The organism is Acinetobacter gyllenbergii, from assembly GCF_001682515.1.
Taxonomy (GTDB): Bacteria; Pseudomonadota; Gammaproteobacteria; order Pseudomonadales; family Moraxellaceae; genus Acinetobacter; species Acinetobacter gyllenbergii.
Genome location: NZ_KV575266.1, coordinates 115478 through 138790, shown reverse-complemented (window position 1 = coordinate 138790; position 23313 = coordinate 115478). Strand labels below are relative to the sequence as shown.

At 42.6% G+C, this 23313-nt stretch carries 26 protein-coding genes and 1 riboswitch; of the genes, 9 read left to right on the top strand and 17 right to left on the bottom strand.

The window, feature by feature from the left end:
* Positions 1–34: 34 nt before the first annotated feature.
* Positions 35–1189 carry a radical SAM family heme chaperone HemW gene (gene hemW / locus NG55_RS14735; protein WP_016542390.1) on the bottom strand — a complete coding sequence of 385 codons (1155 nt, stop codon included), beginning with the start codon at positions 1187–1189 and terminating at the stop codon, positions 35–37.
* Positions 1190–1328: 139 nt separating this feature from the next.
* On the opposite strand from hemW, the gene NG55_RS14730 reads away from it, so the two are divergent.
* The 4 genes from NG55_RS14730 to NG55_RS14710 all read left to right on the top strand — a co-directional run bounded on the left by NG55_RS14730 (position 1329) and on the right by NG55_RS14710 (position 5502).
* Entirely contained in the window at positions 1329–1790 is a 462-nt protein-coding gene (locus tag NG55_RS14730; protein WP_016660479.1) for a DMT family transporter, read from the top strand.
* Between the two features lie 30 nt (positions 1791–1820).
* Complete coding sequence (locus tag NG55_RS14725) at positions 1821–3179, top strand: MATE family efflux transporter (protein WP_065343675.1); 1359 nt, start codon at positions 1821–1823, stop codon at positions 3177–3179.
* Positions 3180–3376: 197 nt separating this feature from the next.
* Positions 3377–4669, top strand: coding sequence for an ABC1 kinase family protein (locus tag NG55_RS14720; protein ID WP_065343674.1), 1293 nt, complete (start codon positions 3377–3379; stop codon positions 4667–4669).
* A 578-nt stretch (positions 4670–5247) separates the two neighbouring features.
* Positions 5248–5502, top strand: a complete 255-nt coding sequence (locus NG55_RS14710) for a type B 50S ribosomal protein L31 (protein WP_004656092.1) — start codon at positions 5248–5250, stop codon at positions 5500–5502.
* A gap of 91 nt (positions 5503–5593) precedes the next feature.
* Here NG55_RS14710 and NG55_RS14705 read toward each other — a convergent pair whose 3' ends face one another.
* The 3 genes from NG55_RS14705 to NG55_RS14695 all read right to left on the bottom strand — a co-directional run bounded on the left by NG55_RS14705 (position 5594) and on the right by NG55_RS14695 (position 7451).
* Positions 5594–5923 carry a DUF190 domain-containing protein gene (locus NG55_RS14705; RefSeq protein WP_065343672.1) on the bottom strand — a complete coding sequence of 110 codons (330 nt, stop codon included), beginning with the start codon at positions 5921–5923 and terminating at the stop codon, positions 5594–5596.
* Positions 5924–5939: 16 nt separating this feature from the next.
* On the bottom strand, positions 5940–6320 hold the full coding sequence (gene crcB / locus NG55_RS14700; protein WP_004802433.1) for a fluoride efflux transporter CrcB: 381 nt from the start codon (positions 6318–6320) through the stop codon (positions 5940–5942).
* 132 nt (positions 6321–6452) lie between these two features.
* Positions 6453–6519: riboswitch (Fluoride riboswitch) on the bottom strand.
* Positions 6520–6599: 80 nt separating this feature from the next.
* A complete protein-coding gene (locus NG55_RS14695; RefSeq protein ID WP_065343671.1) occupies positions 6600–7451 on the bottom strand; it encodes a DUF2071 domain-containing protein in 852 nt (283 codons plus the stop codon).
* 140 nt (positions 7452–7591) lie between these two features.
* Here NG55_RS14695 and NG55_RS14690 point away from each other — a divergent pair, with 140 nt between their 5' ends.
* Entirely contained in the window at positions 7592–7924 is a 333-nt protein-coding gene (locus NG55_RS14690) for a HopJ type III effector protein (protein WP_065343670.1), read from the top strand.
* Positions 7925–7969: 45 nt separating this feature from the next.
* Here the strand turns inward: NG55_RS14690 and NG55_RS14685 are convergent, their stop codons facing one another.
* From NG55_RS14685 to NG55_RS14665, 5 genes are all read right to left on the bottom strand, one after another.
* Complete coding sequence (locus NG55_RS14685; protein WP_065343669.1) at positions 7970–8572, bottom strand: flavin reductase family protein; 603 nt, start codon at positions 8570–8572, stop codon at positions 7970–7972.
* Between the two features lie 18 nt (positions 8573–8590).
* Positions 8591–9001, bottom strand: a complete 411-nt coding sequence (locus tag NG55_RS14680; RefSeq protein WP_065343668.1) for a GFA family protein — start codon at positions 8999–9001, stop codon at positions 8591–8593.
* A gap of 124 nt (positions 9002–9125) precedes the next feature.
* Positions 9126–10388, bottom strand: coding sequence for a C4-dicarboxylate transporter DctA (gene dctA / locus NG55_RS14675; RefSeq protein WP_065343667.1), 1263 nt, complete (start codon positions 10386–10388; stop codon positions 9126–9128).
* Positions 10389–10506: 118 nt separating this feature from the next.
* Positions 10507–11709, bottom strand: coding sequence for a TIGR03862 family flavoprotein (locus NG55_RS14670; protein ID WP_065343666.1), 1203 nt, complete (start codon positions 11707–11709; stop codon positions 10507–10509).
* Positions 11702–12346: a class I SAM-dependent methyltransferase gene (locus NG55_RS14665; protein ID WP_065343665.1), complete on the bottom strand. Its 645-nt coding sequence runs from the start codon at positions 12344–12346 to the stop codon at positions 11702–11704. Before NG55_RS14665 ends, NG55_RS14670 begins: the two co-directional genes overlap by 8 nt.
* Positions 12347–12437: 91 nt before the next feature.
* On the opposite strand from NG55_RS14665, the gene NG55_RS14660 reads away from it, so the two are divergent.
* Positions 12438–12629 (top strand): DNA gyrase inhibitor YacG, encoded by a 192-nt coding sequence (locus tag NG55_RS14660; protein WP_016542377.1) that lies wholly within the window; start codon positions 12438–12440, stop codon positions 12627–12629.
* Between the two features lie 27 nt (positions 12630–12656).
* Here NG55_RS14660 and NG55_RS14655 read toward each other — a convergent pair whose 3' ends face one another.
* From NG55_RS14655 to NG55_RS14635, 5 genes are all read right to left on the bottom strand, one after another.
* The gene (locus NG55_RS14655; RefSeq protein WP_016542376.1) at positions 12657–13301 is read right to left on the bottom strand and encodes an MBL fold metallo-hydrolase; all 645 of its coding nucleotides are present in this window, start codon (positions 13299–13301) and stop codon (positions 12657–12659) included.
* Between the two features lie 29 nt (positions 13302–13330).
* Positions 13331–14347: a ferrochelatase gene (gene hemH / locus NG55_RS14650; protein ID WP_016542375.1), complete on the bottom strand. Its 1017-nt coding sequence runs from the start codon at positions 14345–14347 to the stop codon at positions 13331–13333.
* A gap of 70 nt (positions 14348–14417) precedes the next feature.
* Positions 14418–15446 (bottom strand): DUF4062 domain-containing protein, encoded by a 1029-nt coding sequence (locus NG55_RS14645; RefSeq protein ID WP_065343664.1) that lies wholly within the window; start codon positions 15444–15446, stop codon positions 14418–14420.
* 95 nt (positions 15447–15541) lie between these two features.
* Positions 15542–16429 carry a glutamate racemase gene (murI, locus tag NG55_RS14640; RefSeq protein WP_016542373.1) on the bottom strand — a complete coding sequence of 296 codons (888 nt, stop codon included), beginning with the start codon at positions 16427–16429 and terminating at the stop codon, positions 15542–15544.
* A gap of 43 nt (positions 16430–16472) precedes the next feature.
* Positions 16473–17096, bottom strand: coding sequence for a DUF1285 domain-containing protein (locus NG55_RS14635; protein WP_065343663.1), 624 nt, complete (start codon positions 17094–17096; stop codon positions 16473–16475).
* A 187-nt stretch (positions 17097–17283) separates the two neighbouring features.
* Between NG55_RS14635 and NG55_RS14630 the strand changes: the two genes are divergently transcribed.
* Entirely contained in the window at positions 17284–18996 is a 1713-nt protein-coding gene (locus NG55_RS14630; RefSeq protein ID WP_065343662.1) for an electron transfer flavoprotein-ubiquinone oxidoreductase, read from the top strand.
* A gap of 53 nt (positions 18997–19049) precedes the next feature.
* On the opposite strand, the gene NG55_RS14625 is transcribed toward NG55_RS14630, so the two are convergent.
* From NG55_RS14625 to tusA, 3 genes are read right to left on the bottom strand one after another with little or no spacing between them, the layout of a single operon-like run.
* Positions 19050–19880: a nucleotidyl transferase AbiEii/AbiGii toxin family protein gene (locus tag NG55_RS14625; protein WP_065343661.1), complete on the bottom strand. Its 831-nt coding sequence runs from the start codon at positions 19878–19880 to the stop codon at positions 19050–19052.
* A gap of 14 nt (positions 19881–19894) precedes the next feature.
* Positions 19895–20443, bottom strand: a complete 549-nt coding sequence (locus NG55_RS14620) for a hypothetical protein (RefSeq protein WP_065343660.1) — start codon at positions 20441–20443, stop codon at positions 19895–19897.
* 40 nt (positions 20444–20483) lie between these two features.
* Entirely contained in the window at positions 20484–20741 is a 258-nt protein-coding gene (gene tusA, locus NG55_RS14615) for a sulfurtransferase TusA (RefSeq protein WP_004656127.1), read from the bottom strand.
* Between the two features lie 175 nt (positions 20742–20916).
* On the opposite strand from tusA, the gene NG55_RS14610 reads away from it, so the two are divergent.
* Together NG55_RS14610 and lnt are read left to right on the top strand one after the other, a co-directional pair.
* Positions 20917–21756: an HlyC/CorC family transporter gene (locus NG55_RS14610; protein ID WP_004656129.1), complete on the top strand. Its 840-nt coding sequence runs from the start codon at positions 20917–20919 to the stop codon at positions 21754–21756.
* On the top strand, positions 21753–23312 hold the full coding sequence (gene lnt / locus NG55_RS14605) for an apolipoprotein N-acyltransferase (protein ID WP_065343659.1): 1560 nt from the start codon (positions 21753–21755) through the stop codon (positions 23310–23312). The genes NG55_RS14610 and lnt overlap by 4 nt, the downstream gene beginning before the upstream one ends.
* Position 23313 lies beyond the last annotated feature (1 nt).

Sequence of the window (23313 nt, the reverse complement as noted above, 5' to 3'; positions counted from 1 at the left end):
AAGCATCCATGCCTAAAGCATCACAACCGTTTAATTATAAAAATTTCTCTAGCACCGAGTTTAAAAAGATATGTCCTTGCTCAGTACAGGCAATTTGGTTTGCATCAGCAATCAATAATTTTTTCTCACGCAACTGATTCAGGCTTTCGCTCAAATCATCCAATTCAAGTCCTGTGCGCTGAGTATAAGTATCAGCAGCTACACCTTGATTTAAACGCAAGGCATTCATCATAAATTCAAAAGGCAATTCTTCTGCCTCAATCCGCTTCATTTGCACGTGTTCAGCAGGCACTTTGGCTAAATAGTCTTTCGGTAAACGGGTTTTCTGAAAACGATAAATGCCATCTGGTCGGGTGACTTTGCCATGCGCCCCGGCACCAATCGCCAAATAATCACCAAATTGCCAATAATTTAAGTTATGCGCAGATGGCTGTTCTTTACGCCATGCTGAAACTTCATAATTCACATAGCCATTGGCTTTTAAATATGCTTCACCTTGTTCTTGAATATGCTCTAGCACTTCATCTTGCGGTAATACTGGCTGAGTGCGGAAGAAAACAGTATTGGGTTCAATGGTCAGTTGATACCAGCTAATATGCGTTGCACCCTGCTCCACAGCCAATCTCAGGTCGGTTAAGGCCTGTTCTTCACTTTGTTGGGGTAAACCATGCATGAGATCGACATTAACGCGCTCAAAGCCAGCCTGACGCGCCTGTTGAATTGCATCCAGTGCATTATTGGCTGAGTGGATACGACCAAGACGCTGTAAGTGGTCTGGATCAAAACTTTGCACACCGAGTGATAAGCGATTAATCCCCACTGCTAGATAATCGGCAAATGGATCATGTTCCACAGTACCTGGATTGGCTTCTAGTGTAATTTCACAATCGGCTTCAAAGTCTAAACGTGCTTTGAGTTGATCGAACAACCATTGATAACCTTGTGCAGAAATCAGTGACGGCGTTCCCCCACCAATAAACACACTATGAATCGATCGGCCTTGTGCCATTTCAATCTGCGTCTCAAAGTCAGCCACTAATGCCACAAGATATTGCTGTTCCAAATCCAATGACAATTGCCCATCTGGAACGGCGTGTGAGTTAAAGTCACAATAAGGACATTTACGTACACACCACGGCATATGGATATACAAGGACAGTGGGATATTTGCAGGATTTAACAGACTCAAAATACAAGCTCAATAATAGAACTTGACTATTTTAACATGACTCGGCTCGGTACAGTTGCAGCTTCAATACGGGATACAACTTATCATCCCCTACGGATTCAGTTAGACTGAAAGCAGAAAGAACAATTAGACCGATAATATGATGAAAATTTCCAGCCAATTGCTATTTATTCTGCCCCTAGCTTTAGGGATTGGAATTGCAATGGCCTTTCAAACGGCAATCAATGCACAACTTCGAGAGTATCTCAACTCACCACTACAAGCCGCCTTACTTTCCTTTTTTATTGGGACGATTATTCTAGCCCTGCTGGTTTATTTCCAAGGTGCAGCTAAACCGAGTTTAAGTGAACTTTCCCAAATTCCATGGTTTCTCTGGTTAGGCGGATGCCTTGGGGTTTATGCAATCAGTATGAGCATTTATACTGCACCTAAACTTGGATTTTTAACTTTCTCGGGTTTAGTGATTTTCGGGCAACTGGTCATTTCAATGTTGATTGATCACTTTGGCTGGTTAGGTACAGAAAAAACACCAATTAATTGGCAACGCCTGCTGGGCAGTATTGTGATTTTTATTGGTGTGCTATTCACACTACAACGCTAAGTCTCCCTCATTTTAATAAGAGTATTTTTTGTGTCCCATGCCACAACCAAGCGGTTTGAACTTAAACAGCTGTTTCATTTGATGTTTCCGATCCTGATTACACAGTTTGCGCAAGCTGGATTAGGTTTAATTGATACCATTATGGCAGGGCATCTGTCTGCCACCGATTTGGCCGCGATTGCCGTGGGTGTTGGTCTATGGATTCCAGTCATGCTGCTCTTTGCAGGAATCATGCTGGCAACAACACCTTTGGTGGCAGAAGCGCGTGGTGCAAGAACCCCTGAAAAAATTCCAACCATTGCCCGCCAGTCTTTATGGGTCGCTGTGATTCTCGGTATTGTAGCGATGTTGATTCTGCAATGTATGCCCATGTTCCTACCGCTCTTTGGTGTGCCTGAAAGCTTAATACCGAAAGCGAGCCTATTCTTACACGCGATTGGCTTTGGTATGCCTGCAGTGATGATGTATGCCGCACTACGCAGTTATTCTGAAGCATTGGGACACCCACGTCCTGTCACAGCCATTAGCTTGATTGCCTTACTGGTCTTGATTCCGCTGAACTTTATCTTTATGTATGGCTTTGGGCCAATTCCTGCACTAGGCAGCGCAGGCTGTGGTTTTGCAACAGCGATCTTGCAATGGTTGATGTTTATCACTTTAGCGATTTATATTTCCAAAGCCAAAGCCTATCAACAGGCGCCGATCTTCACCAAGTGGGAAAAACTTGATCCCGCGTGGATTAAACGCATTTTAAAACTGGGTTTACCGATTGGCCTCGCCGTATTCTTTGAGGTCAGTATTTTCAGTACTGGGGCGATTGTACTGGGTCCGCTCGGTGAAAATGCCATTGCAGCCCATCAGATTGCCATTTCAGTCACCTCACAGCTGTTTATGATTCCGCTGTCCTTAGCCATTGCCTTGACGATTCGTGTTGGCATGTATTATGGCGAACAAAACTGGCATGCGATGCGACAAGTACAAATCGTGGGATTGATCACCGCTACGATCTTTGCTGCCTTCACCATGACCTTGATTGCGCTTGCACGTCCCTATATCGTGGCGATTTACACCACGGATATCGATGTGATTCCAGTGGCGATGTATCTGCTTTGGTTCGCGATGGCTTATCAGCTGATGGATGCTTGGCAGGTCAGTGCCGCAGGTTGTTTACGTGGCATGCAAGACACGCAAGCGCCAATGTGGATCACCTTAATGGCGTATTGGGTGGTCGCCTTCCCGATTGGTTTGTATCTGGCTCGCTATACGGCTTGGGGCGCTGCGGGTGTCTGGCTCGGCCTGATTATCGGTTTAAGCATTGCCTGTGTACTGCTAATCGGCCGTTTATATTTGAACAATAAACGTTTGGCACAGCGTGCCCTCAATACATAAAAATTAACTCGCATTGAGCGTTATTGATTCAGGGCAGCATGGATGCTGCTCTCAAACTCATCCTCTCATTCAATACCTCCATTTCCCCCCTTCACAGCATACTTACATCACTTAACATTTTGGTATAGGCAATTTAAGTTTTGTCGCCTATGATCAAAGCATCACGTTGAAACTGGATCACCCGAGGTCAAGTCCATATGGCAAAACATGCAAGCTCTCCCAGTAAGCGTTTTTTTAAACTGGCTAGCATGACCGCAAGTATTGCCAGCAAAAGCGTTGCCAACTCCATTCGTAATCTCACCGCAGATGAAGAACAAAAAAATGCTGCTCGCAGCAAATTGTTCCAAGACATCGGCTTACAAATTGCCGACACCTTAGGTGAGATGAAAGGTGCGGTGATGAAAGTCGGGCAAATTGCTTCGCAATATAAAGACATCTTCCCACCAGAAGTCGCGAAGGCGATTGCCAAACTGCAACGTCAAGCCCCTGCCATGCCTTTTGCTGCAATTCAGCAACAAGTTGAAAAAGAGTTGGGCAAACCGTTAAACCAGATTTTTAGCTCGTTTGAGACTGAACCTTTTGCTGCTGCCTCGATTGGTCAAGTACATCGTGCAGTACTGCCAGACGGTCAGGCTGTGGTGGTGAAAGTGCAATACCCTGGGGTAGATCAAGCCTGTGAAAGTGATTTAAAACAGGTTCGTCTGGCTTTACGTTTAATGGGCGTGCTAAAAATTGATAAGAAGCTGCAAGATCAACTGTTTCAAGAAATCCAAGACAGCTTATCGGCCGAACTGAATTATGAAATTGAAGCACAAAACTTAGAAGTCTTTAAAACCTTCCATGAAAAGTTGGATGATCAAATCATCATCCCCACTGTCTATAAAGACTATTCATCGCGTCGGGTACTGACGCTCAGTCTTGAACAGGGTGAATCGATTGAAACCGCCAGCACTTGGTCAGTTGAAACCCGTAATCAAATCGGTCGTCGCCTGATTCGCGCCCTAGGGCAGGAAATGTTTTTCTTGAAACGGTTCCATTGTGACCCACATCCCGGCAATTTTGCGTTCCGTGAAGATGGCAGCGTGATTATTTATGATTATGGCAGCGTTAAAACCCTTTCACCTGAAATCATTCAGCACTTCAAAGCACTGGTCAATGCAGCCCGCCAAGAGGATATTGCTCAGGTTGAAGATCTACTGGTGGAACTGCATTCGATTGCTGAGAAACAGAAATTTCCAAGCGAACTATATACGCAATGGATTGAAATCCTGTTGCGCCCACTAAGCACCCATTATGACTTTGCCAAGAACTCATCGCATCACGATGGCATGCTGTTAGTGAAAAAATCCCTGAAATACTGGGATGTGTTTAAACCCTCTCCAGATACCCTGATGGTCAATCGAACCATTTCAGGACATTACTGGAACCTGATTCACCTCAAAGTGCATGACAATCTCAATGATTTATTTGAAGAATTGGTCCCGAACTAAACTTCATAAAAATGCCAATCAGATGATTGGCTTTTTAACTGTTCATCGATGTTTAGTTAGTCAATTTGCACTGTATAAGGATAATCTGCACTCTCCTGATTTTCATCCACGTTAAGGATGACTTTTCCCTTGTCCTTTTCACCATACAATTTCAAATGATAAATGTATGTATTTTTAGTTTTATGGTCATTAAACAGAACTGTAGATTTATAGATTTTATAATCTGTGATATGTCCAAATTTCGCTAAAATCTCAAGATCATTTTTAAGGATAGGCTCTATTCGATTGATATTCGATTCAGAGTAAGTACATTTATACATTAAAGCGAAAAATGCAATAAAAACAATGAATGCGGGAATGAAAAAAGGCGAGTCAGAATTAATCCTCATTGTTATTTTTGCTCATACTCGATATCTCCCTGCTAATTTAACAAATCAAATGGCTTGAGCAAAGTTCCATATCTCATGCTCGCGGATTCATTGCTTACAAATAAATTCCAAAAAAACTTGAAATGAATAAGATTGACGGCATATATTGTTATGTTATAACATTTCTATTAATAATAGGAGTCATTCAAAATGCGTAAAGATATCCACCCTGCTTATCAACAGGTCTTGTTTCACGATACCAATGCCGATGCTTACTTCTTGATTGGTAGTACGCTTCAGACCAAACAAACCAAAGAATATCAAGGTCAGGTCTATCCTTACGTTACCCTTGATATTTCCAGTGCTTCACATCCGTTTTATACAGGTGAAGTTCGTCAAGCCAGCAATGAAGGTCGTGTCGCAAGCTTTAACAAACGCTTTGCACGCTTTAACCGTAAAGCTTAATTTTCATTTAAGTTTCACACATTAGGCTGTAAGCATTAGAAGTCTAAGGCTATCTCTCCTCCACTTAGACTTCTTTTTTTATGCCTCACTTTCAAGAATCCGGCTTGGCCTGCCCCACCACCCCAAATTCAATCGGTGTTTTGACATAAAACAAAGAGATTTCTTTGTCATTCAGATAGTTCATTAATTCTGTTGCCTGCTCATCTGTCACTGCAAACTGAATCTGCAGAGGTCGATCCGCCAATTCAAAAAAACTAGCCGAATGAAATAAGCCTTGATGATCCACACCTTCCAGTCCAGCGAGCACTGTTGCTCCACGCAAATTCATCTGTTTCGCCACAGCCAACAACCACTCACTCATCTGTTGTCCCTGATAAGCCCGATTTTGTGCCGTATAAAAACTCAGTAAAAATCCATTCATTGTCATCACTCCAAAGCTATGCAGCACTGAGCCATTGATGCAAGCTCATGCCTAAAATGGTAAACAGTAATGAGCCAATCACATGAATCAGAATCGCTGCACAGGCATAACCCAACTTACCACTTTGTAATAAGGCAATAATCTCAGCAGAAAAGGTCGAAAAGGTGGTTAATGCACCACAAAAACCTGTAATCACAAACAGTTTGTAATTTGGACTCAGTGAACTTTGAGAAAAATAAGAAATTGCAAAACCAATAATAAAGCCACCAACAAAGTTAACGGTGACTGTACCTAAAGGAATATTGGGAAAAATTGGATTGAGTTTTAAACCCAAGAACCAACGCAACCATGCACCGAGTACCGAGCCAAGCGCGATTGAGAGTAAAGGATAGTACATGGTTTACTCCACACATCGCGCAGGAGATAAAGCGATATTTAACATGGATAGATCTATGTATTTTTGATTATTTTTCATCTGCGAACTCCAAAATGGGAACAGAGCACGCACGAACCTACGCCCCCTGTTCAGGGTAACGTAGGCATCATTAGCCACAATGGCGGTTTGTAATAGGAGGAATGCCATCTCCTTTGTTCTAAAATAACATAATTTTTAGACAACTCAACCGCTGTTTTTAAGCTTCAAGCAACTGTGTATAAACATAAAGTTATCCACAATTTATGTGGCCTTAAATAAAACTTGCTCACCCAGCACTTCAAAATCCAGTGCAGGAACCACAAAAGCAAAAGCTTCAGCATCATGATCTAAACCGAATTGTTGCAACAATTGAGGAGCCTGTAATGTACGAACCTCAGCGGCTTGAATCTGTTGAAACTGAACTGGCATCTGAATATCCCCTTGCGACATGCATGTCGGTTGATCCACCCATTCTGCCCATGCATGATCTTGATCAACCAAGAATCGAACTGCTTCGTCCCATGAGGAAAATAGACACTGCCATGCAGCAGGTAACTGTTTTTCACTTTGGATTTGCACATCACTCTTCAAGGAATAATGATCATCAACACTCATTTCAGTATGAATCACTTGTTCATCCCGTTGATGCTGAAACGTCGATGCATATTGTGCTGGCATCACGTCACTGGCCAATCGACCACCCATCACATATAAGGCTTGATCAACCATGACCTGTTCAAAGATCACGGTCTTGGGCTGTGAGTCATCCAGATAAAAACGCCAGTTACTTTGTTTGGGTGAAGGCATCAGCTGGCGTAATTTCCCCAAGAAACTGAATCCAAAATGCTGATGCTGATAAGTCAAAATGGTAAAAATGGTTTTCCCATCTTTTTCCCATAACGGTACGTATTTCGGATAGCGCAGACGTACTTGCTCAACATCAACCAACCAAGACAAATACACCACATTGCTGACCTGACTCTGCAAGCGCAGAAAAGGCAGTCGTCGCATGATCATACGACGGAGTTGCAACAGCAAACCACAACTTAAAATAGGCGCTAAAAGGCGAAATAAAGCGGTGGAAGTTGATAACTTTAAACGATGTCTATTCATTATTATTCAATAGATTAATGTTCTGTTTGAGCATAAACCGCTGAATCAACGACGTCTAGTTCAAATCGCTCTCAGCTTCTATTCTACAGTTTCAATGTTATGATGCTTGCCATTGATTCACTCAACATGGAATTTTTGAAATGGCACAAAGCTTATTGGCACAACTTAAAGATGGCACAGCAAAATTTGCTGATGTATTGGCATTTATCGAAGCTCGTTATCAACATACCCCAACCGCTTTTCAAAATGGCGCACAATCGAATGCTGCAACCGAAAATCAAGGCAGTGCCAAAGTACTTAGCTTCGCCAAAATTGAAGGCTTGAGTCAAGCGGATACGCTCAGTTTATTTGCGGAGCATTATGCGTCTGTATTGGCAACACCAGAAGCCACCGACCATCAAAATATCCGCCAGTTTATGCAACATGGCTGGGATGGTGTCAAATTTGAAGCTGAAGCACTTACTGCAAAATAAGAAAAAGGAGGTTTAACCTCCTTTTTTTCTTTCATGTTTTAGCATTCAAGGACGCGACAATTTTCGTAAGTCTGTCGTTAAACTATAAAAATCTCCACCCATTTTGCCCACACTCTGAAGTTGCTGCTGATCAATCATTTGACCATTCCACAAATGATCAGCGACATAAATCGATTTCACATCCAACAAAGCCACAGTACCTCCTGATGGCAGACTACTGAGTTGAATCACCTCTCTTAACTGACATTCATAACGCACAGGTGCATGCTTCACTGCCAAGGCTGCAACCGTATGGCTGGGTTCAGACTCGATCTGTGCAAACTCAAATTCGCTTTGCTCTGGAGGCAATAAAGCACAGGATAAATTCATTTTTTCCAACAAGGCCGTATTGGCGATATGCACCACACATTCTTTGGTTGCAATCAGATTTCTGATGGTGTCTTTATCCTGCCCATTTCTTGGATTGACTTGTGAATACCACAGAATAGGTGGATTACAACTGGCGACATTAAAGAAGGAATATGGGGCGATATTGGCAACACCATCTGCGGATAACGTACTAATCCATGCGATCGGTCGAGGTGAAACTCCACCGACCAAAAGTCGGTAGATCTCATTGGGCTCTAAATCAGCAGTTTCAAAAATCATCGCAAAAATAAACCCATTTTAAGGACGTTCAGCATATTGCGGTAGATCATCAGCGATGCAATCCCACTCGGCTTTGGATGCAGCAAAAATATGCATGCTCGGTTTTTGTTGTAATGGTGTGTCTAAAGTCCCGATTCTTAAACGATAAAACTCTGGCTGTGCATCACGCGAACTGATCAATGGTGAACCACACTCCCCGCAAAACCAACGATACACACCCGATGCAGCAAATTTTTTAACCAGATGCTCACCCTGTACAATTTTAAAATCTGCACTGCTGATTGGTGCATTGGTTGCATAAGCCGTACCATTGGCTTTACGACAACGCTGACAATGGCATTGTATGATCTCACCAATTTCACCATGAATTTCATAGTGAATCCCATCACATAAGCAGCTACCACGATATATAGGCGAGATCTGAGTCATTGCACATTCCTTTGATGATTTTTCCACTAAAAATATAGGCTAGATCTCATCCCTATGCAAATTACAAATGGTATTGATTCAGAGCATTTCAATTTACTCCGACAATCTTTTGGATCGCCACCAACTAAATCTTTTGGCTTAAAACATCTTTGGCACGAGCATGATCAATATCCTTTTCCCAATGTGCAATCGCAACCGTTGCCACACAGTTTCCAATCAAGTTGGTACACGCACGTACAATTCCAATAAACCAATCCACGGATAACAGCAAAACTAAACCAATGGTTGGAAGGCTCGGAATCACAGATAAGGTTGCCGCTAAAATAACCAATGCTGAACCCGGAATACCATGTGCACCTTTAGAGGTCACTAAAGAAACCAATAAAATGGCGAGTAAATCATGCAGGGATAAATCAATATTGCAGGCTTGTGCAATAAATATCACTCCAAGCGTTAGATAAATAGAAAATCCATCGAGATTAAAAGAATAACCTGTTGGAATGACCAAGCCTACGGTTGATTCCTTGATCCCGAGATTTTTCAATTTTTTCATGATCTGTGGCAGTACCGAATCAGAAGATGCCGTTCCCAATACGATCGACAGTTCTGCTTTAAAATAATTTAGAAATTTGAATATATTTAAACCTGAAATTTTAAGAATTCCACCTAAAACAATCAGCACAAATAGAATACAAGTCACATAAAACAGTAAGACTAAATAGCCCAGTTGCATCAGTGAATCTACTCCAAATTTTGCGGTGGTATAGGCGACTGACCCAAAAACACCGATGGGAGCTAGACGGATAATCAAAGCCATCATTTTAAAAAACACTTCGGAAAAGGCTTCAATTACCTTGCAAACTAGTTCGGCAAAATGTTTTGGAATCATTAATAACGCGATACCAAACAGAATCGCAATCAATAAAACTTGTAAAATATCGCCACGGGCAAAGGCATCTACAAAGGTTTTTGGAATAATATGTAATAAGAAATCTGCGCCCGAACTCATGCTATGCGCACGTTCGGTATAAACATTTAAATCCTTGCCATCTAGCTTCGTGATATCAATATTCATACCGACACCCGGTTTAAATATATAAGCAATCGCAATTCCCAGAATCAATGCAATAGTCGTCACCACCTCAAAGTATAGAATTGTTTTTGCACCCACTTTTCCCATTTTTTTAAGGTCATTTGCACCATACAGTCCAAGTACCACCACGCAGAAAACAATGGGGGCAATCAACATCTTGATCAATGCAATAAAGCCATCCCCTAGAGGCTTTAAAGCCAAAGAAAAATCGTGAAAGCTAATACCAATAATAATGCCAAGAATTAAAGCAAAAATAACTTGAAGAAATAGACTGGACTTAAACTGCTGCCACATTGAACATTCATCAATAACAAGATAAATCTCAACAGTGCAAGAAACTCGCCAACAAATAAAAATAGAGTGATTTAGAACATGAAAAATATATAAATTTAAGTCAATTCTTTTGAAAACATTATCTTATAGGACTGTGCTCTAAGCGTTGATGTACGCCTTCTCCCGCTGCACGCCCCGTTGCGAAACAAGCCGTCAGTAAATATCCCCCTGTTGGTGCATCCCAGTCCAACATTTCACCACAGCAAAAGACATAAGGATTGGACTGCAATTGCAGTTGTGGTGATACAGCACTTTGCTTGACCCCACCAGCACAGCTAATCGCCTCTTCGATTGGACGGAAGCCCTCTAAGGAGATTTGGAGCTGTTTGATTTGCTGTGCCATATGTTTGGCATCCGACCACAAGCTTTTTGCAACAACTTCACGCAGCAGATTAATTTTGACTTGATCTAAACCCGCTTTACGCCAAAGATTGGTGAGAGATTGCTTTTTATTGCCCTGTAATTTTTGTTCTAACTGATCAATACTGACATCAGGTAGCAGATCCAGATGTAATTGTAGATTCTGCTGTTGCGACAATTGTGCTCTTAAATTACGACCCAATTTATAAATCACGCCACTTTCTAAGCCGTAGTGAGTAATGATGATATCACCATGGCTTTGCTGTTCGGGATGCACCCATGCATTGACACGCTTCAGTGGCTGACCGAAACACGCCTGCATAAACGGCGACCATAGTTTCAGCACGCCAGCATTACTGGCTTGGAAAGGTTCAATCTCGCCTGAAGCTAACCATTGCTGCCATGCCCCATCACTGCCTAATTGCGACCATGACACTGCCCCACAGGCCAAAATAATCGCGTCATAGTTTGCGCTAAAACGCTGGATCTGGTTTTCTATCGTGAGTTGATTTTTAAATAACTCCACACAACGATGACGGTAATGGAAACGCACACCATCGGTCATTAAGCGTTTTAACCACGCACGAAGTAAGGGGGCAGCTTTCATTTCAATCGGAAAAACCCGACCGGAACTTCCTACATAGGACTCAATACCAAGCCCTTGCATCCAGTTCTGAATCCACTGTGCATCCCATTGCTTCACCCAAGGCCCCAACCATGCAGCATGGTCATAACGTTGTATAAACGTATCGACGGGCTCCGCATGCGAGATATTGAGACCTGTTTTTCCAGCCATCAAGAACTTACGCGCCGCCGAAGGTTTCTGCTCAAATACATCAATTTCATAGTCGTATTGGCTCAATACTTCAGCAGCCATCAGACCTGCTGGGCCAGCACCAATAATCGCAACACGCTTAGACATCAGATTGCTCTTGCGCTTTTTGACCTTGTAAAGGGGCGAAGTCATCAAAACGCGTTACATAAGCTTCTGGTTTGCGGATGATCAACTGTTGGCACAACTCACCGCGCTCTAAATATTTAATTTCAAAATGCGTTCGGGCAGAATCTGCTGCAATTTTTTGCTTTTCGAAGGGCAGTTTCCACAGGGCTATTAATTGCTGTTCCGCTTCATCAATATATTCAAGAATATTGCTTGCCAGTGTAATCGTACCATTCGGTTGAAGACGAGACAGTAGAAACTCGAAGAATGGCATATTCAGCCAGCGCTGTGCTGGATTATGCGGTTCTGGATTTGGATAGAGAATAAAAAACTGTTGCACTTGTGCAGGGAACAAAGCATGCACTACCCAAGGTAATGCATCAGCATGAATCGGATTTAAATGCTCACGTGGCTCTAATTGGTGCTGCTTCTGCATCGCCAAAAATTTTTCTTTGGTTCGTTCAATTGCATACAACGTGGTGTGCGGATTTTGCCCCGTAAACAACAAGGCGTGCTTGCCTTTTCCTGCCCCAATTTCAACGCAGATCGGCGTATTGGGAATGGCAATAAAATCACGAGGGGCTTGCATACGTTGTGCTTGAAATTGACGAATCGACATAATCTCATCAAACTATCTAGAAATCGGCATAAGTCTAACAACTCACCTTACTTTTGCCTAATCTATTTAGTTTTTGTTTTAGGAATTTTCTATGCCACGTACATTTCCCTGCCCGCGTTGCGGTGAAGCCAGTACTTGGGAAGGTAATGCATTTCGTCCTTTCTGCTCAGAGCGCTGTAAATTGATTGATCTCGGTGCTTGGGCCAGTGATGAGTACAAACTGCCCACACAAGATGCGCCACAAGCTGATCTGAAACGGCATGAAGATGATTATGAAGATTAATCATCTTCATGGTTAGTCGTGCCGAAATTAACCCGCTTTGCTTGCCACAAAAGGATTGAATTGCTTTTCATAACCGATAGTGCTCATCGGTCCATGACCTGAGATAAATTGCGTTTCATCTGGCAGGCTAAAGCATTCGCGTTGAATCGAATCTAATAGCTGTTGGTGATTGCCTTTGGGAAAGTCAGTCCGTCCAATCGAGCCTTTAAACAACACATCCCCCGTCCATAACAAGCCATGCTTGGCGTTATAGAACATGACATGGCCTGGAGTATGACCTGGGGCAAAACGAACCTCAAATTCATCCTCACCCAATGTTAAGACTTCACCACCTTCAAGCCATTGATCGACTTTAACGGGCTGTGGAATGGGGAAACCATAACGCGCTGAGACTTCTTGAATCATGTCCAACCAGAATTGGTCTTCTTTATGTGGGCCAATCACTGGGATTTTCCAAGTTTCAGCCAATTCGCCCACAGCTCCAGCATGATCAAGATGTCCATGGGTTAACCAGAGTGCCTTGACCTTGAGACCCAATGCGTCTACTTCTTTTTTCAACACCGCCGCATCACCACCCGCATCAATCAAAATCGCTTCTTTGCTTTCACTGTCCCACAAGATTGAGCAGTTTTGGGCAAACGCAGTAACAGGGACAATTTTGACTTGTAGCATAGAAACCTCTGGCGAAATAAAGCGTCGATTTAACGATGGGCTAAGGTATGAGTGAGTGCATCAAGATTAGCCTGAACCAGACTGGCAAGCAAATCTATATGCGCCTGATCTGCATTCAAGGCAGGAATATAGGCATAGTCACCACCACCTGCATGCTGAAAAATCTCTTTATTTTGCATTGCCAACTCTTCCAGCGTTTCCAGACAATCGGCTGAAAATGCAGGACTAATCACCTGTACGGACTGTACATTTTGCTCACCCCATTGTTGCAATAGTTGGTCAGTGTACGGCTTGACCCACTCTTGCTTCCCAAATCTTGACTGGAAGCTAATCGCCCATTCATCCTCGTTTAGATGTAAAGCCTCTGCCACCAAACGTGCAGTCACACGACAGCGATCGGCATAAGGGTCACCTTTATCCGCATAGGGCTGAGGAATTCCGTGAAATGACATCAATAATTTTTCAGCTTTACCATGCTGTAATTGATAGTTTAATACGCTATCAGCCAAGGCTTGAATGAACATCGGATGCTGATAATAATCTTTAATCAGCGTGATGCCAGGCAAATGGCGTTGCTGGGGAATCCACTTGGCGAATGCATCATACAACGGTGCGGTTGAGGTTGCAGAATACTGTGGAAATAAGGGCAATAGAATCACATGTTCTTGCGGATTTTTTGCCAATTGATCTAGCACGGTATAGATGCTGGGCTGCCCATAGGTCATGGCAGGAACAACCGTAAGCTCAAACTGATGATTTTCTTCTTGTAACCGCTGTTTAATCAGCAGTGTTTGTTCTAGAACAATTTCACGCATTGGCGAGTCATTTGACCAAACCGATGCATAAGCTTCAGCCACACGTTTCGGGCGAAAGGTCAGCACAAATAGATGCAAGATGATCCACCAAAGCAGTTTGGGAATCTCAATCACACGAGTATCAGATAAAAATTGCTTTAGAAAGCGTCGCACAGCAGGTACAGAGGCTTCATCGGGCGTACCTAAATTTGCCAGAACCACTGTCACTTTAGGTTTTTGTGTCGCTAACATAGACCGTATCCGCTTTTCATTGAATTCATTCAATTACTTTAGCAGTTTTAGTGCTTTTTTCTAAATTGGATTAATGCATGGTCTTAAACTGAAAAACCCGATTACTGTCTAGGACATTACTTTCTAGTAATTTCTGCCCTTTCGCCGTTAGTTGCCACAACATCCGCTGACGATCATCTCGTCCAGTCGGCATGATCCATTCATTTTGACGCATCTGCAATTTAATCTCATGCAACGCCCGAATATTGACTTGAGCACGAGAAACCGCATGTGCTCTTGGCATCTCCTTGCGCGCATCTTCCAAACCTGTTTCATTTAAATATTCATTCATGCGTTTAGAAAAATATTCTTCAGGTGTTGGAATCACAAAGGCCGAGCCCAAAACATTCAATAATTGCGCCCATGTCATTTTACGATGTGGTTTAACTTCTTTGAAATTACCATCCTGATAAGCATGCATGCGATATTCAAAAGAATACAGTTCATGCATTGAGACTTTAGCAACATTGGTCAGTGGATCTGTTTCGCGGTTGCCCAGCTCTGTTTCCAGTTGTTTGACTTTGGCACGCAATGCATCAATTTCATCCCGCAATACCTGCGTATTTTGTGGACGGACCCAACCCACCACAGGATAACGTTCTAACATCTGCGGCATACTGGAGCGCACAGCGAGTTCTAAATCTCTTAATGTACGGTAACAAAAGACTTGATCGACTTCATGTTGAAGTTGCTTTCTAAATTCTTTAAATTTTTCTTTGAGTTCAGCTTTGGGATCATGCAATTTGCTATCACGCGATTCGGGATCTTCATGCATAAATACGATGACGGGCTTCTGTTTGGTCATGGCATAAATATATTCCAGATGCATATAGCCCACACCTGAAACGGATTGCTCGCCATACTGGCTGCCTAATAGAATCACCACATAGTCACAATCATCAATCTGACGACGTGCAATCGAGGTACTTAAGGGTGTACGTTGCTCTAAACCCCAAGACAGGAATCCCATTCCCACAAGAGTTTGTGCCAAAACCGCTCGCTCTGGTTGCATTTCATTGCCAGAGGTGGAAATAAAGACTTGATAACGAGTATCTTGCATAGGCGAAGCCCCAATTCATTTATCAATAATATCAAGTATGCATCTTGATTTTTATTAACAGCTAACCCCAATAAAATCTATAAAAACGGCACGATTTAGTGATTTTCCACCCTAATATCGTCCAGATTTTTAATCTTCCATGTAAATTGCTCAGGGATCAGATGTTGTAAAACTGCTTGCAGCGCTACAGCATTGTTCCCACTGACATAACATTCAATCCGTGTAATATTATGACGCAATTTGTCACATAATAACCCATTTTTAATTAAAATATACGCGGTTTGTCGCGCAACTGCTTGTCCAGAATCAATTAATTTTAATTTTTCATCAAAAACCTGACGAATTGCGTCCTTTAAAAAAGGATAATGAGTACAGCCCAAGACTAAAAAGTCAGCACCTTGTTGCACCACAGGCTGCAAAACTTGCTGCAACACCGTCAAACATGCAGGACTCATCTGTTGTCCTGCCTCAACAAAAGGCACCAATTCCAGATTGGTCACGGTCAGGACTTTAACCCCTGCTGGCTGAGCAAAATTCGCCATGACATCTTTAATCAGTTGCCCACGAAAAGTCGCCGGTGTTGCCAGTACCGCCACTACTTTGGATTGGGTCTGAATCACTGCAGGTTTTAAAGCTGGGACTAAACCGACAATTGGAAAACGCTCGCCATAATGGTCACGTAAATAATCCAGACTAAATGCAGAAGCGGTATTACAGGCAACCACTGCAATTTTGCAGCCTTGACGATACAGCCACTCTATCGCTTGTGCTGTGAGTTGACGGATTTCCTGATCGGAACGTGCGCCATAGGGTACATGTGCAGTATCGGCATAATACAGAATGCGTTCATTGGGTAAATGTCGGGCAATCTCTTGTGCTACCGATAATCCCCCCACACCTGAATCAAAAACGCCTATCGGTGCATCTGCTGATGCATGTGGCATAGGATTGAGTAAAAGAGGCATGGTTTGAACGGCAGTCATATACGCACGGATATTCGGTTATTCACTGGTTTAAGCTTAAACCTCAGGTGCTCAAATGCAAGATCAAATCAGCACTTTTTAGTGTTAAAACCGTCTCGCCTTGCGCAGTTTCAGACAAACTGCCATAGTTGATGAGATGATAAAAACTCTGCCGTTGGATCAAGGCATTGATCCCGAATCGAACATGCACATAGGGCCTTAACTCCCCCTGATATTCGCGCATAAAAATCGGATGCGCTTCATCGACAATCACAACATCCTGATTGCAAGTGGTCAGTTGCAAATAGGTCTTGCCTTCAAGCTCGACCTGATCAACCTGATTGATCAATAAAGGCTCATCTTCAACCTCGATTTCGATCTGCTCAACTGGGGTTTTGAGGTAGAATTTACCATCCTCTTTCCAGAGCACCTTGGTAAACAGGTCCAGAAGCGCTTGGCGTTTAACCAATTGACCTTCGTGCCACCATTCGCCATTGGCTTTTACACGTAGATCCATTTTGCCGCAATGCTTTGGGTGCCATTGCTCTAAAGGGGGAATTGACCTTTTGTGACTTTGCTGTACATCTTTTATGTATTGTGCAATGTCGATTAAGTTTTTATCATCAGAAAACACGATTTTTCCCTTATTTTGTAAAGAGCTTTGTGGAGAATCATTTTCATTTATCATAGTTTATGCCTTGCTGACGAGAAAATATGACCACTCAGCCAATTGGCGAGATCAAGGATTAAAACTATACTATCCCAAACGTTTGCAAGCACAATACTATCATTTGTGTTTGGCAATTCAGAACACTCATGGCAGCACCGAATCGCAATATTACGGTTGCCACCCCTAAAAATATGAGGAGTCCTACATGGAACACATCGAACGTGAAGCGATGGAGTTTGACGTAGTGATCGTAGGCGCAGGACCTTCGGGTTTATCTGCTGCGATTAAAATTCGTCAATTAGCGATTGAAAACAACCTGCCTGATCTTTCTGTTTGTGTTGTTGAAAAAGGCTCTGAAGTAGGTGCGCATATCCTTTCTGGTGCTGTACTTGAACCACGTGCCATGAACGAATTATTTCCGAACTGGAAAGAAGAAGGTGCACCTCTCAATGTACCTGTAACGGGCGACGAAACATATTTCTTATTGTCTGATAGCAAAGCACAAAAAATGCCGCATTGGATGGTACCGAAGTCAATGCACAACGATGGAAACTATGTGGTTTCCCTTGGTAACGTGGTGCGTTGGTTAGGTCAAAAAGCGGAAGAACTTGAAGTTTCAATCTTCCCGGGCTTTGCTGCTGCTGAAGTGCTTTATCATGAAGACGGTACGGTAAAAGGCATCCAAACAGGTGATATGGGGATTGGTAAAAATGGTGAGCCAACGCATAACTTCACGCCTGGTTATGAGCTACATGCCAAATATACCTTATTCGCTGAAGGCTGCCGTGGTCACCTCGGTAAACGCCTAATCGCAAAATTTAATCTCGACAAAGATGCTGATCCGCAACATTACGGTATCGGGATCAAAGAACTTTGGGAAATCGACCCTGCAAAACACAAACCAGGTTTAGTGATGCATGGTGCAGGTTGGCCTTTATCTGAAACAGGTTCTACTGGTGGTTGGTGGTTATATCACGCAGAAAATAACCAAGTCACCATGGGCATGATCGTCGATTTATCGTATGAAAATCCGCACATGTACCCATTCATGGAAATGCAACGTTGGAAAACACACCCAACCATCAAGCAATTCCTTGAAGGCGGCAAACGTATTTCTTACGGCGCACGTGCTGTGGTCAAAGGCGGCTTTAATGCATTGCCTAAACTCACTTTCCCGGGCGGTTGCTTGATTGGTGATGATGCTGGTTTCTTGAACTTCTCAAAAATCAAAGGCTCACACACCGCAATGAAATCAGGCATGTTGTGTGGTGAAGCAGTGTTTGAAGCGATTGCTGCGGGTGTTGCCAAAGGTGGTGATCTTGCCATTGCACGTGTACTTGAAGGCGAAGACCACTTTGACAAAGAGCTCACTGCTTATACCGATAAATATAACAATTCTTGGTTAAAAGAAGAGTTATATAGCTCGCGTAACTTTGGTCCAGCGATGCACAAATTCGGTCAATGGATTGGTGGTGCATTTAACTTTATCGATCAAAACATCTTTAAAGTGCCATTCACGTTGCATGATCTTAAACAAGACTTTGCCGTGCTTAAAACGGTGGATGCTTCAACGTTTAAACCAAACTATCCAAAACCAGATGGCAAGTTGACCTTTGACCGTTTATCTTCAGTCTTTATCTCAAATACCGTACATGAAGAAAACCAACCTGCGCACTTGAAGTTAACTGATCCTTCAATTCCAGTGAACGTGAACTTACCAAAATGGGATGAGCCAGCTCAACGCTACTGCCCTGCTGGTGTTTATGAAATCATGGAAAATGATGATGGTTCTAAACGCTTCCAGATCAACGCAGCCAACTGTGTCCACTGTAAGACGTGTGATATCAAAGACCCATCACAAAACATTACGTGGGTAACGCCTGAAGGCGGCGGTGGTCCGAACTATCCGAATATGTAATAAAGAATATAAAAAAACCAAGCTTCGGCTTGGTTTTTTTATGCTTCGCTTTTTTAATCGATTAGATCTAACACATCAGTCTGGATTAACGCAAAAGTAAATTGATTCCAAAACGTATTAAAGTCTTTAGGTATATCCTGTAAATCAACAAAATTAAAATTATTCCTTTCAATCTCCCAGTGCCGACTTAATTTTCGTCGAGCTTCGGCAAAGATCAGCTGATTTTTTCTAAGATACTCGGTCAATATAATTTCATCACGATGGCACTCAGCGCTTAACACCTCAATTGTCTTAAACTGCGCCTCTATATTTTCCTTAAATTCAGCATGTTGAAGCAACCACGTTAAATCAAAAATATCTTTATATCGGGGATTTACTATACATTGATGCAATTTCCATGCAATTTGAGTTGCTAATGATGGTGTTTGCTTCAGCTTAAAACTCGGCCCTACTAACGGCTGATAATTCAAATTTAATTTACTATCACTCACATCCAAATTAAATGAAACATCAACTTCAATCTCGACCATCTGCTCATTAACCCAAGCATGGAAAGCGGTACTGACTGTTGGAAAATCCTCTGACATCACATAATCCAGCTCCCACCAATATGAATCTATAGGAAAAACGTCATAGCGAATACCGTCATCAAGCTGAACCGTGGTTAGATAATGCATCCAATCATTTAAATGAGCTTGAACACCTCTTTTATCCAATAAGGGCTTTAAACATACCCAATCTAAATCTATAGGCTTTCGGTGAATATGCTTAGGAAAATACTGCCGTGTCAAAAAACTCCCTTTCAGTACAAAAGGAAAATAGGTGTGGCTTAACGCAAAACGGCGAATGAGCCCCTCATAGGCCATCATTTTTAGTTTATTCATATTCTTCTCAGATTTTAAATCAACCAACCTTGATCCAGTGCATCATTAGAATCATAGATGCAACTTTCATGAATTTCTTTGTGTGGCGTATATTTTTGATCAATCAAAGCTTGTCTCAACCGACCAACTCGCGCTCGATAATGTACTATTGAGTGAGATTCCCTTAACGTAATAAAACGAAATTTTGGCTGCCATTTTAAAGCATTATAAGAAAGATGAGCGCCATGATCGTGGCAAAGCCGCTGTAGTTGCTCTACATGATGATATTCAATCAATGCATGCCACTCATAATATTGAATATGATTCAAATAATTTGAATGCAGCGGTATTTCTATTTTTGTTCTGAGCACATCAAGGTGATGTGCTTGAAATAAACGAATCCACTGATTAATGAAAACAAATAATTCTTGCAAATGACTCGTAGTGATTATTTTTGAAAACATCATTTGCTTGGGGTAGGTCCCTTGCGCCAATACAATTTCTAAGGCTTTCGCTTGTATTTGCTGACATAATGTTAAAAATCGTTGATGCAAAACCGTAGAATTCTTGACATCAACGGTCAAATGAACCTCAAACAGTTGCCTTTCATTAGCGCTAATAAATTCACCCTTTCTGCACTAGATAACGATATTCCGTATTGCTGTTTTCATCCAAACTTTCTTCTTTTAATACCAACTCGTGTCCGAGATGCATACAAAATTTTGGAATATCCCATGAGGTAGACGGATCTGTGGCAAGCACCTCAACAACATCACCTGACTTGGCTTTGCGAATAGCTTGATGCAGCATCATCACAGGTTCAGGGCAACGTAAACCTCGCGTATTAATTTGAACAGCGGGAAGTTTGGGTTGTTCAGACATCATTAAACTCAAATATTCGAATTGTCATATTTTAGCATAAACCGCTCAGATGAAAATCATCAGCAGCATTTTGAAAAACTGTACGTTTTTTACATAGTTTTATTGATGCATATCCGCTTTATCTTCGGTATGATGAAAATCATCTAATTGATATAGAGAGTCTTTAGGAAAGATCATGGTCGAGGAATCCAGTCCGTCGTGGGGTATGCGTGGCTTAAGAAAATGGTTAGGCACCGCACCTGAAACCCGCGATGAATTACTCAAGTTAGTTCAAGACTCACGTCGCTTTTTAGAGCCAGATACTGTTGCTATGCTTGAGGGTGTTCTCGATCTGCCAGCAACCAAGATTCGAGAAGTCATGACACCGCGTACAGCGATTATCAGCTTACAGGAAGACGATCAATTACTTGATATTCTGCATGTACTGATTGATTCGGCACATTCACGCTTCCCTGTATTTTCAGCAGATCAAAGTGACAATGTGGTCGGCATCTTATTGGCGAAAGATCTTTTGCCATTTTTAACTGAGCGCAATGTCAAAGTCGATATTCGTTCATTGATGCGTCAGCCTGTTTTCGTACCTGAAAGTGCACGCTCAGACCAAGTGCTACGCATGTTAAAAAATACCCAGACCCATATTGCCATCGTGATTGATGAATATGGCTCAACCTCGGGTTTGGTTACCCTCGAAGACATTCTTGAAGAGATTGTGGGCGAAATTGAAGATGAGCACGATATTGCAGATGAAGAAGCACTGTATATCGTACCAGACAATGACCCAACCACAGCCAATACTTGGATAGTGCAGGCACTTACACCAATCGAACACTTCAACACTATTTTAGATGCAGATTTTTCTGACGATGAAGTTGAAACTATGGGCGGCTTACTGCTGCAAGAGATTGGTTTAGTGAGCGATTTACAAGGTCAAACCATTGAACTTGGAGATTGGCAATTTACCATTATTGAAGCAGATGCACGCACTATTCATCTGATTCGAGCTGTCCGTCAATGAGAACCTATTTTGAGAAGCTGCTAAATCCATCTCAAGCACACACTCAGCTTCCTTTTATATTTCCCCTTTTGATTGCACTGATTTCAGGTGCAATCTTTAGTTTTGCCTTAGCACCCTATTATTTTTGGTGGCTCGCGATTTTATCGCCTGCATTATTGTATGCAGTATTACGTCAACGTAGTCCACGCCAAGCCTTTGCGCTGGGTTGGGCTTATGGTTTTGGTTTATGGTTCGTCGGTGCTTTTTGGCTATTCACCTCTATCCATACCTATGGCGATACCAATGCCTTTTTAAGCATTTTGATGATTGCCTTTATGGCGGCTGCGATGGGTCTATTTACAGCCTTCCAAACTTGGCTGTATCGGCGCTTCTTCCCTGAAACACCGCTGACTTTCGCGCCACTTTGGGTACTCTTTGAATGGGCCAAGACATGGGTGTTCACTGGTTTCCCATGGTTGTTTGCAGGTTATGCCTTCACTGAACGTCTGCTCGATGGCTATGCGCCGTTATTTGGCGTTTATGCCGTTTCATTCGTCGTGATTGTGCTGGCCTGTGCTTTAGTTGAGATTCTAAATCGTCGCTGGTTCTGGGCAATTCCATCTGCCCTACTGATACTGGGTGCTTGGGGCGCTGGATTGATTCAATTCGTTCAACCTAAAGCAGCCAAACCACTCAGCGTTTCCTTGGTTCAGGGCAATATTCCGCAAGACTTGAAATGGCTCACCGAATACCAGATCAAAACCTTAGAGATTTACGCCACACTGACTCGTGCTGAATGGGGTCGTGATCTGATCGTCTGGCCTGAGTCATCTATTCCGATGTTCCAGACCGATATTCCAGAATTCTTGGATGCGATGGCCACGCAAGCAAAGAAAACCGATACCGCTTGGGTCACAGGTATTCCTTATTGGGATCTACCTAAATCACAACAAGTCGGCGAGCCGCTGTATTACAACAGTATTATGGCATCGGGTAGTGATTCATCGGGTTTGTATAAGAAGCAACGTTTAGTGCCTTTTGGTGAATATATTCCGTTATCAGGTGCACTGAAATGGGTATTACCTGCCCTTCAAAATGATGTCAGCATGAGTGGTTTTTCACGTGGTGAGGCCAATCAGAAGCCTTTAATGGTGAAAGGCCATGCATTGGCTGCAGCCATTTGCTATGAAGTGGCTTATCCCAACCTGACCCGTCGCAATGCATCAAATAGTGACTTCTTAATTACTGTGTCGAATGATGCATGGTTCACGGGGACTGCTGGACCTTGGCAACATCTGCAAATGGTACAGATGCGAGCCAAGGAAAATGGTCGTTGGTTTATTCGCGCCACCAATACAGGTGTGACTGCATTTATTGATCAGCATGGTCATATCGTAAAACAAGCACCAATAGATCAAGAAGCCGTATTACGTGGCGAATTACCTGCCATGCAAGGGCAAACGCTGTATAACCGCCTAAGCGATTACCCGATCTTAATTTTATCATTGCTTTTATTGATCGTAGGCTGGATCTATCGTCCGCGTAAAGTTGATATTAGCTTCAAATCCCGTCGATAAA

What these genes read in the sequence shown, in the direction of transcription:
- NG55_RS14730 (WP_016660479.1), top strand. Translation starts at nt 1,329, where the DNA reads ATGATGAAAATTTCCAGCCAATTGCTATTTATTCTGCCCCTAGCTTTA.
- NG55_RS14720 (WP_065343674.1), top strand. Translation starts at nt 3,377, where the DNA reads ATGGCAAAACATGCAAGCTCTCCCAGTAAGCGTTTTTTTAAACTGGCT.
- NG55_RS14710 (WP_004656092.1), top strand. Translation starts at nt 5,248, where the DNA reads ATGCGTAAAGATATCCACCCTGCTTATCAACAGGTCTTGTTTCACGAT.
- NG55_RS14705 (WP_065343672.1), bottom strand. Translation starts at nt 5,923, where the DNA reads ATGAATGGATTTTTACTGAGTTTTTATACGGCACAAAATCGGGCTTAT.
- crcB (WP_004802433.1), bottom strand. Translation starts at nt 6,320, where the DNA reads ATGTACTATCCTTTACTCTCAATCGCGCTTGGCTCGGTACTCGGTGCA.
- NG55_RS14695 (WP_065343671.1), bottom strand. Translation starts at nt 7,451, where the DNA reads ATGAATAGACATCGTTTAAAGTTATCAACTTCCACCGCTTTATTTCGC.
- NG55_RS14690 (WP_065343670.1), top strand. Translation starts at nt 7,592, where the DNA reads ATGGCACAAAGCTTATTGGCACAACTTAAAGATGGCACAGCAAAATTT.
- NG55_RS14685 (WP_065343669.1), bottom strand. Translation starts at nt 8,572, where the DNA reads ATGATTTTTGAAACTGCTGATTTAGAGCCCAATGAGATCTACCGACTT.
- NG55_RS14680 (WP_065343668.1), bottom strand. Translation starts at nt 9,001, where the DNA reads ATGACTCAGATCTCGCCTATATATCGTGGTAGCTGCTTATGTGATGGG.
- dctA (WP_065343667.1), bottom strand. Translation starts at nt 10,388, where the DNA reads ATGTGGCAGCAGTTTAAGTCCAGTCTATTTCTTCAAGTTATTTTTGCT.
- NG55_RS14670 (WP_065343666.1), bottom strand. Translation starts at nt 11,709, where the DNA reads ATGTCTAAGCGTGTTGCGATTATTGGTGCTGGCCCAGCAGGTCTGATG.
- NG55_RS14665 (WP_065343665.1), bottom strand. Translation starts at nt 12,346, where the DNA reads ATGTCGATTCGTCAATTTCAAGCACAACGTATGCAAGCCCCTCGTGAT.
- NG55_RS14660 (WP_016542377.1), top strand. Translation starts at nt 12,438, where the DNA reads ATGCCACGTACATTTCCCTGCCCGCGTTGCGGTGAAGCCAGTACTTGG.
- NG55_RS14655 (WP_016542376.1), bottom strand. Translation starts at nt 13,301, where the DNA reads ATGCTACAAGTCAAAATTGTCCCTGTTACTGCGTTTGCCCAAAACTGC.
- hemH (WP_016542375.1), bottom strand. Translation starts at nt 14,347, where the DNA reads ATGTTAGCGACACAAAAACCTAAAGTGACAGTGGTTCTGGCAAATTTA.
- NG55_RS14645 (WP_065343664.1), bottom strand. Translation starts at nt 15,446, where the DNA reads ATGCAAGATACTCGTTATCAAGTCTTTATTTCCACCTCTGGCAATGAA.
- murI (WP_016542373.1), bottom strand. Translation starts at nt 16,429, where the DNA reads ATGACTGCCGTTCAAACCATGCCTCTTTTACTCAATCCTATGCCACAT.
- NG55_RS14635 (WP_065343663.1), bottom strand. Translation starts at nt 17,096, where the DNA reads ATGATAAATGAAAATGATTCTCCACAAAGCTCTTTACAAAATAAGGGA.
- NG55_RS14630 (WP_065343662.1), top strand. Translation starts at nt 17,284, where the DNA reads ATGGAACACATCGAACGTGAAGCGATGGAGTTTGACGTAGTGATCGTA.
- NG55_RS14625 (WP_065343661.1), bottom strand. Translation starts at nt 19,880, where the DNA reads ATGAATAAACTAAAAATGATGGCCTATGAGGGGCTCATTCGCCGTTTT.
- tusA (WP_004656127.1), bottom strand. Translation starts at nt 20,741, where the DNA reads ATGTCTGAACAACCCAAACTTCCCGCTGTTCAAATTAATACGCGAGGT.
- NG55_RS14610 (WP_004656129.1), top strand. Translation starts at nt 20,917, where the DNA reads ATGGTCGAGGAATCCAGTCCGTCGTGGGGTATGCGTGGCTTAAGAAAA.
- lnt (WP_065343659.1), top strand. Translation starts at nt 21,753, where the DNA reads ATGAGAACCTATTTTGAGAAGCTGCTAAATCCATCTCAAGCACACACT.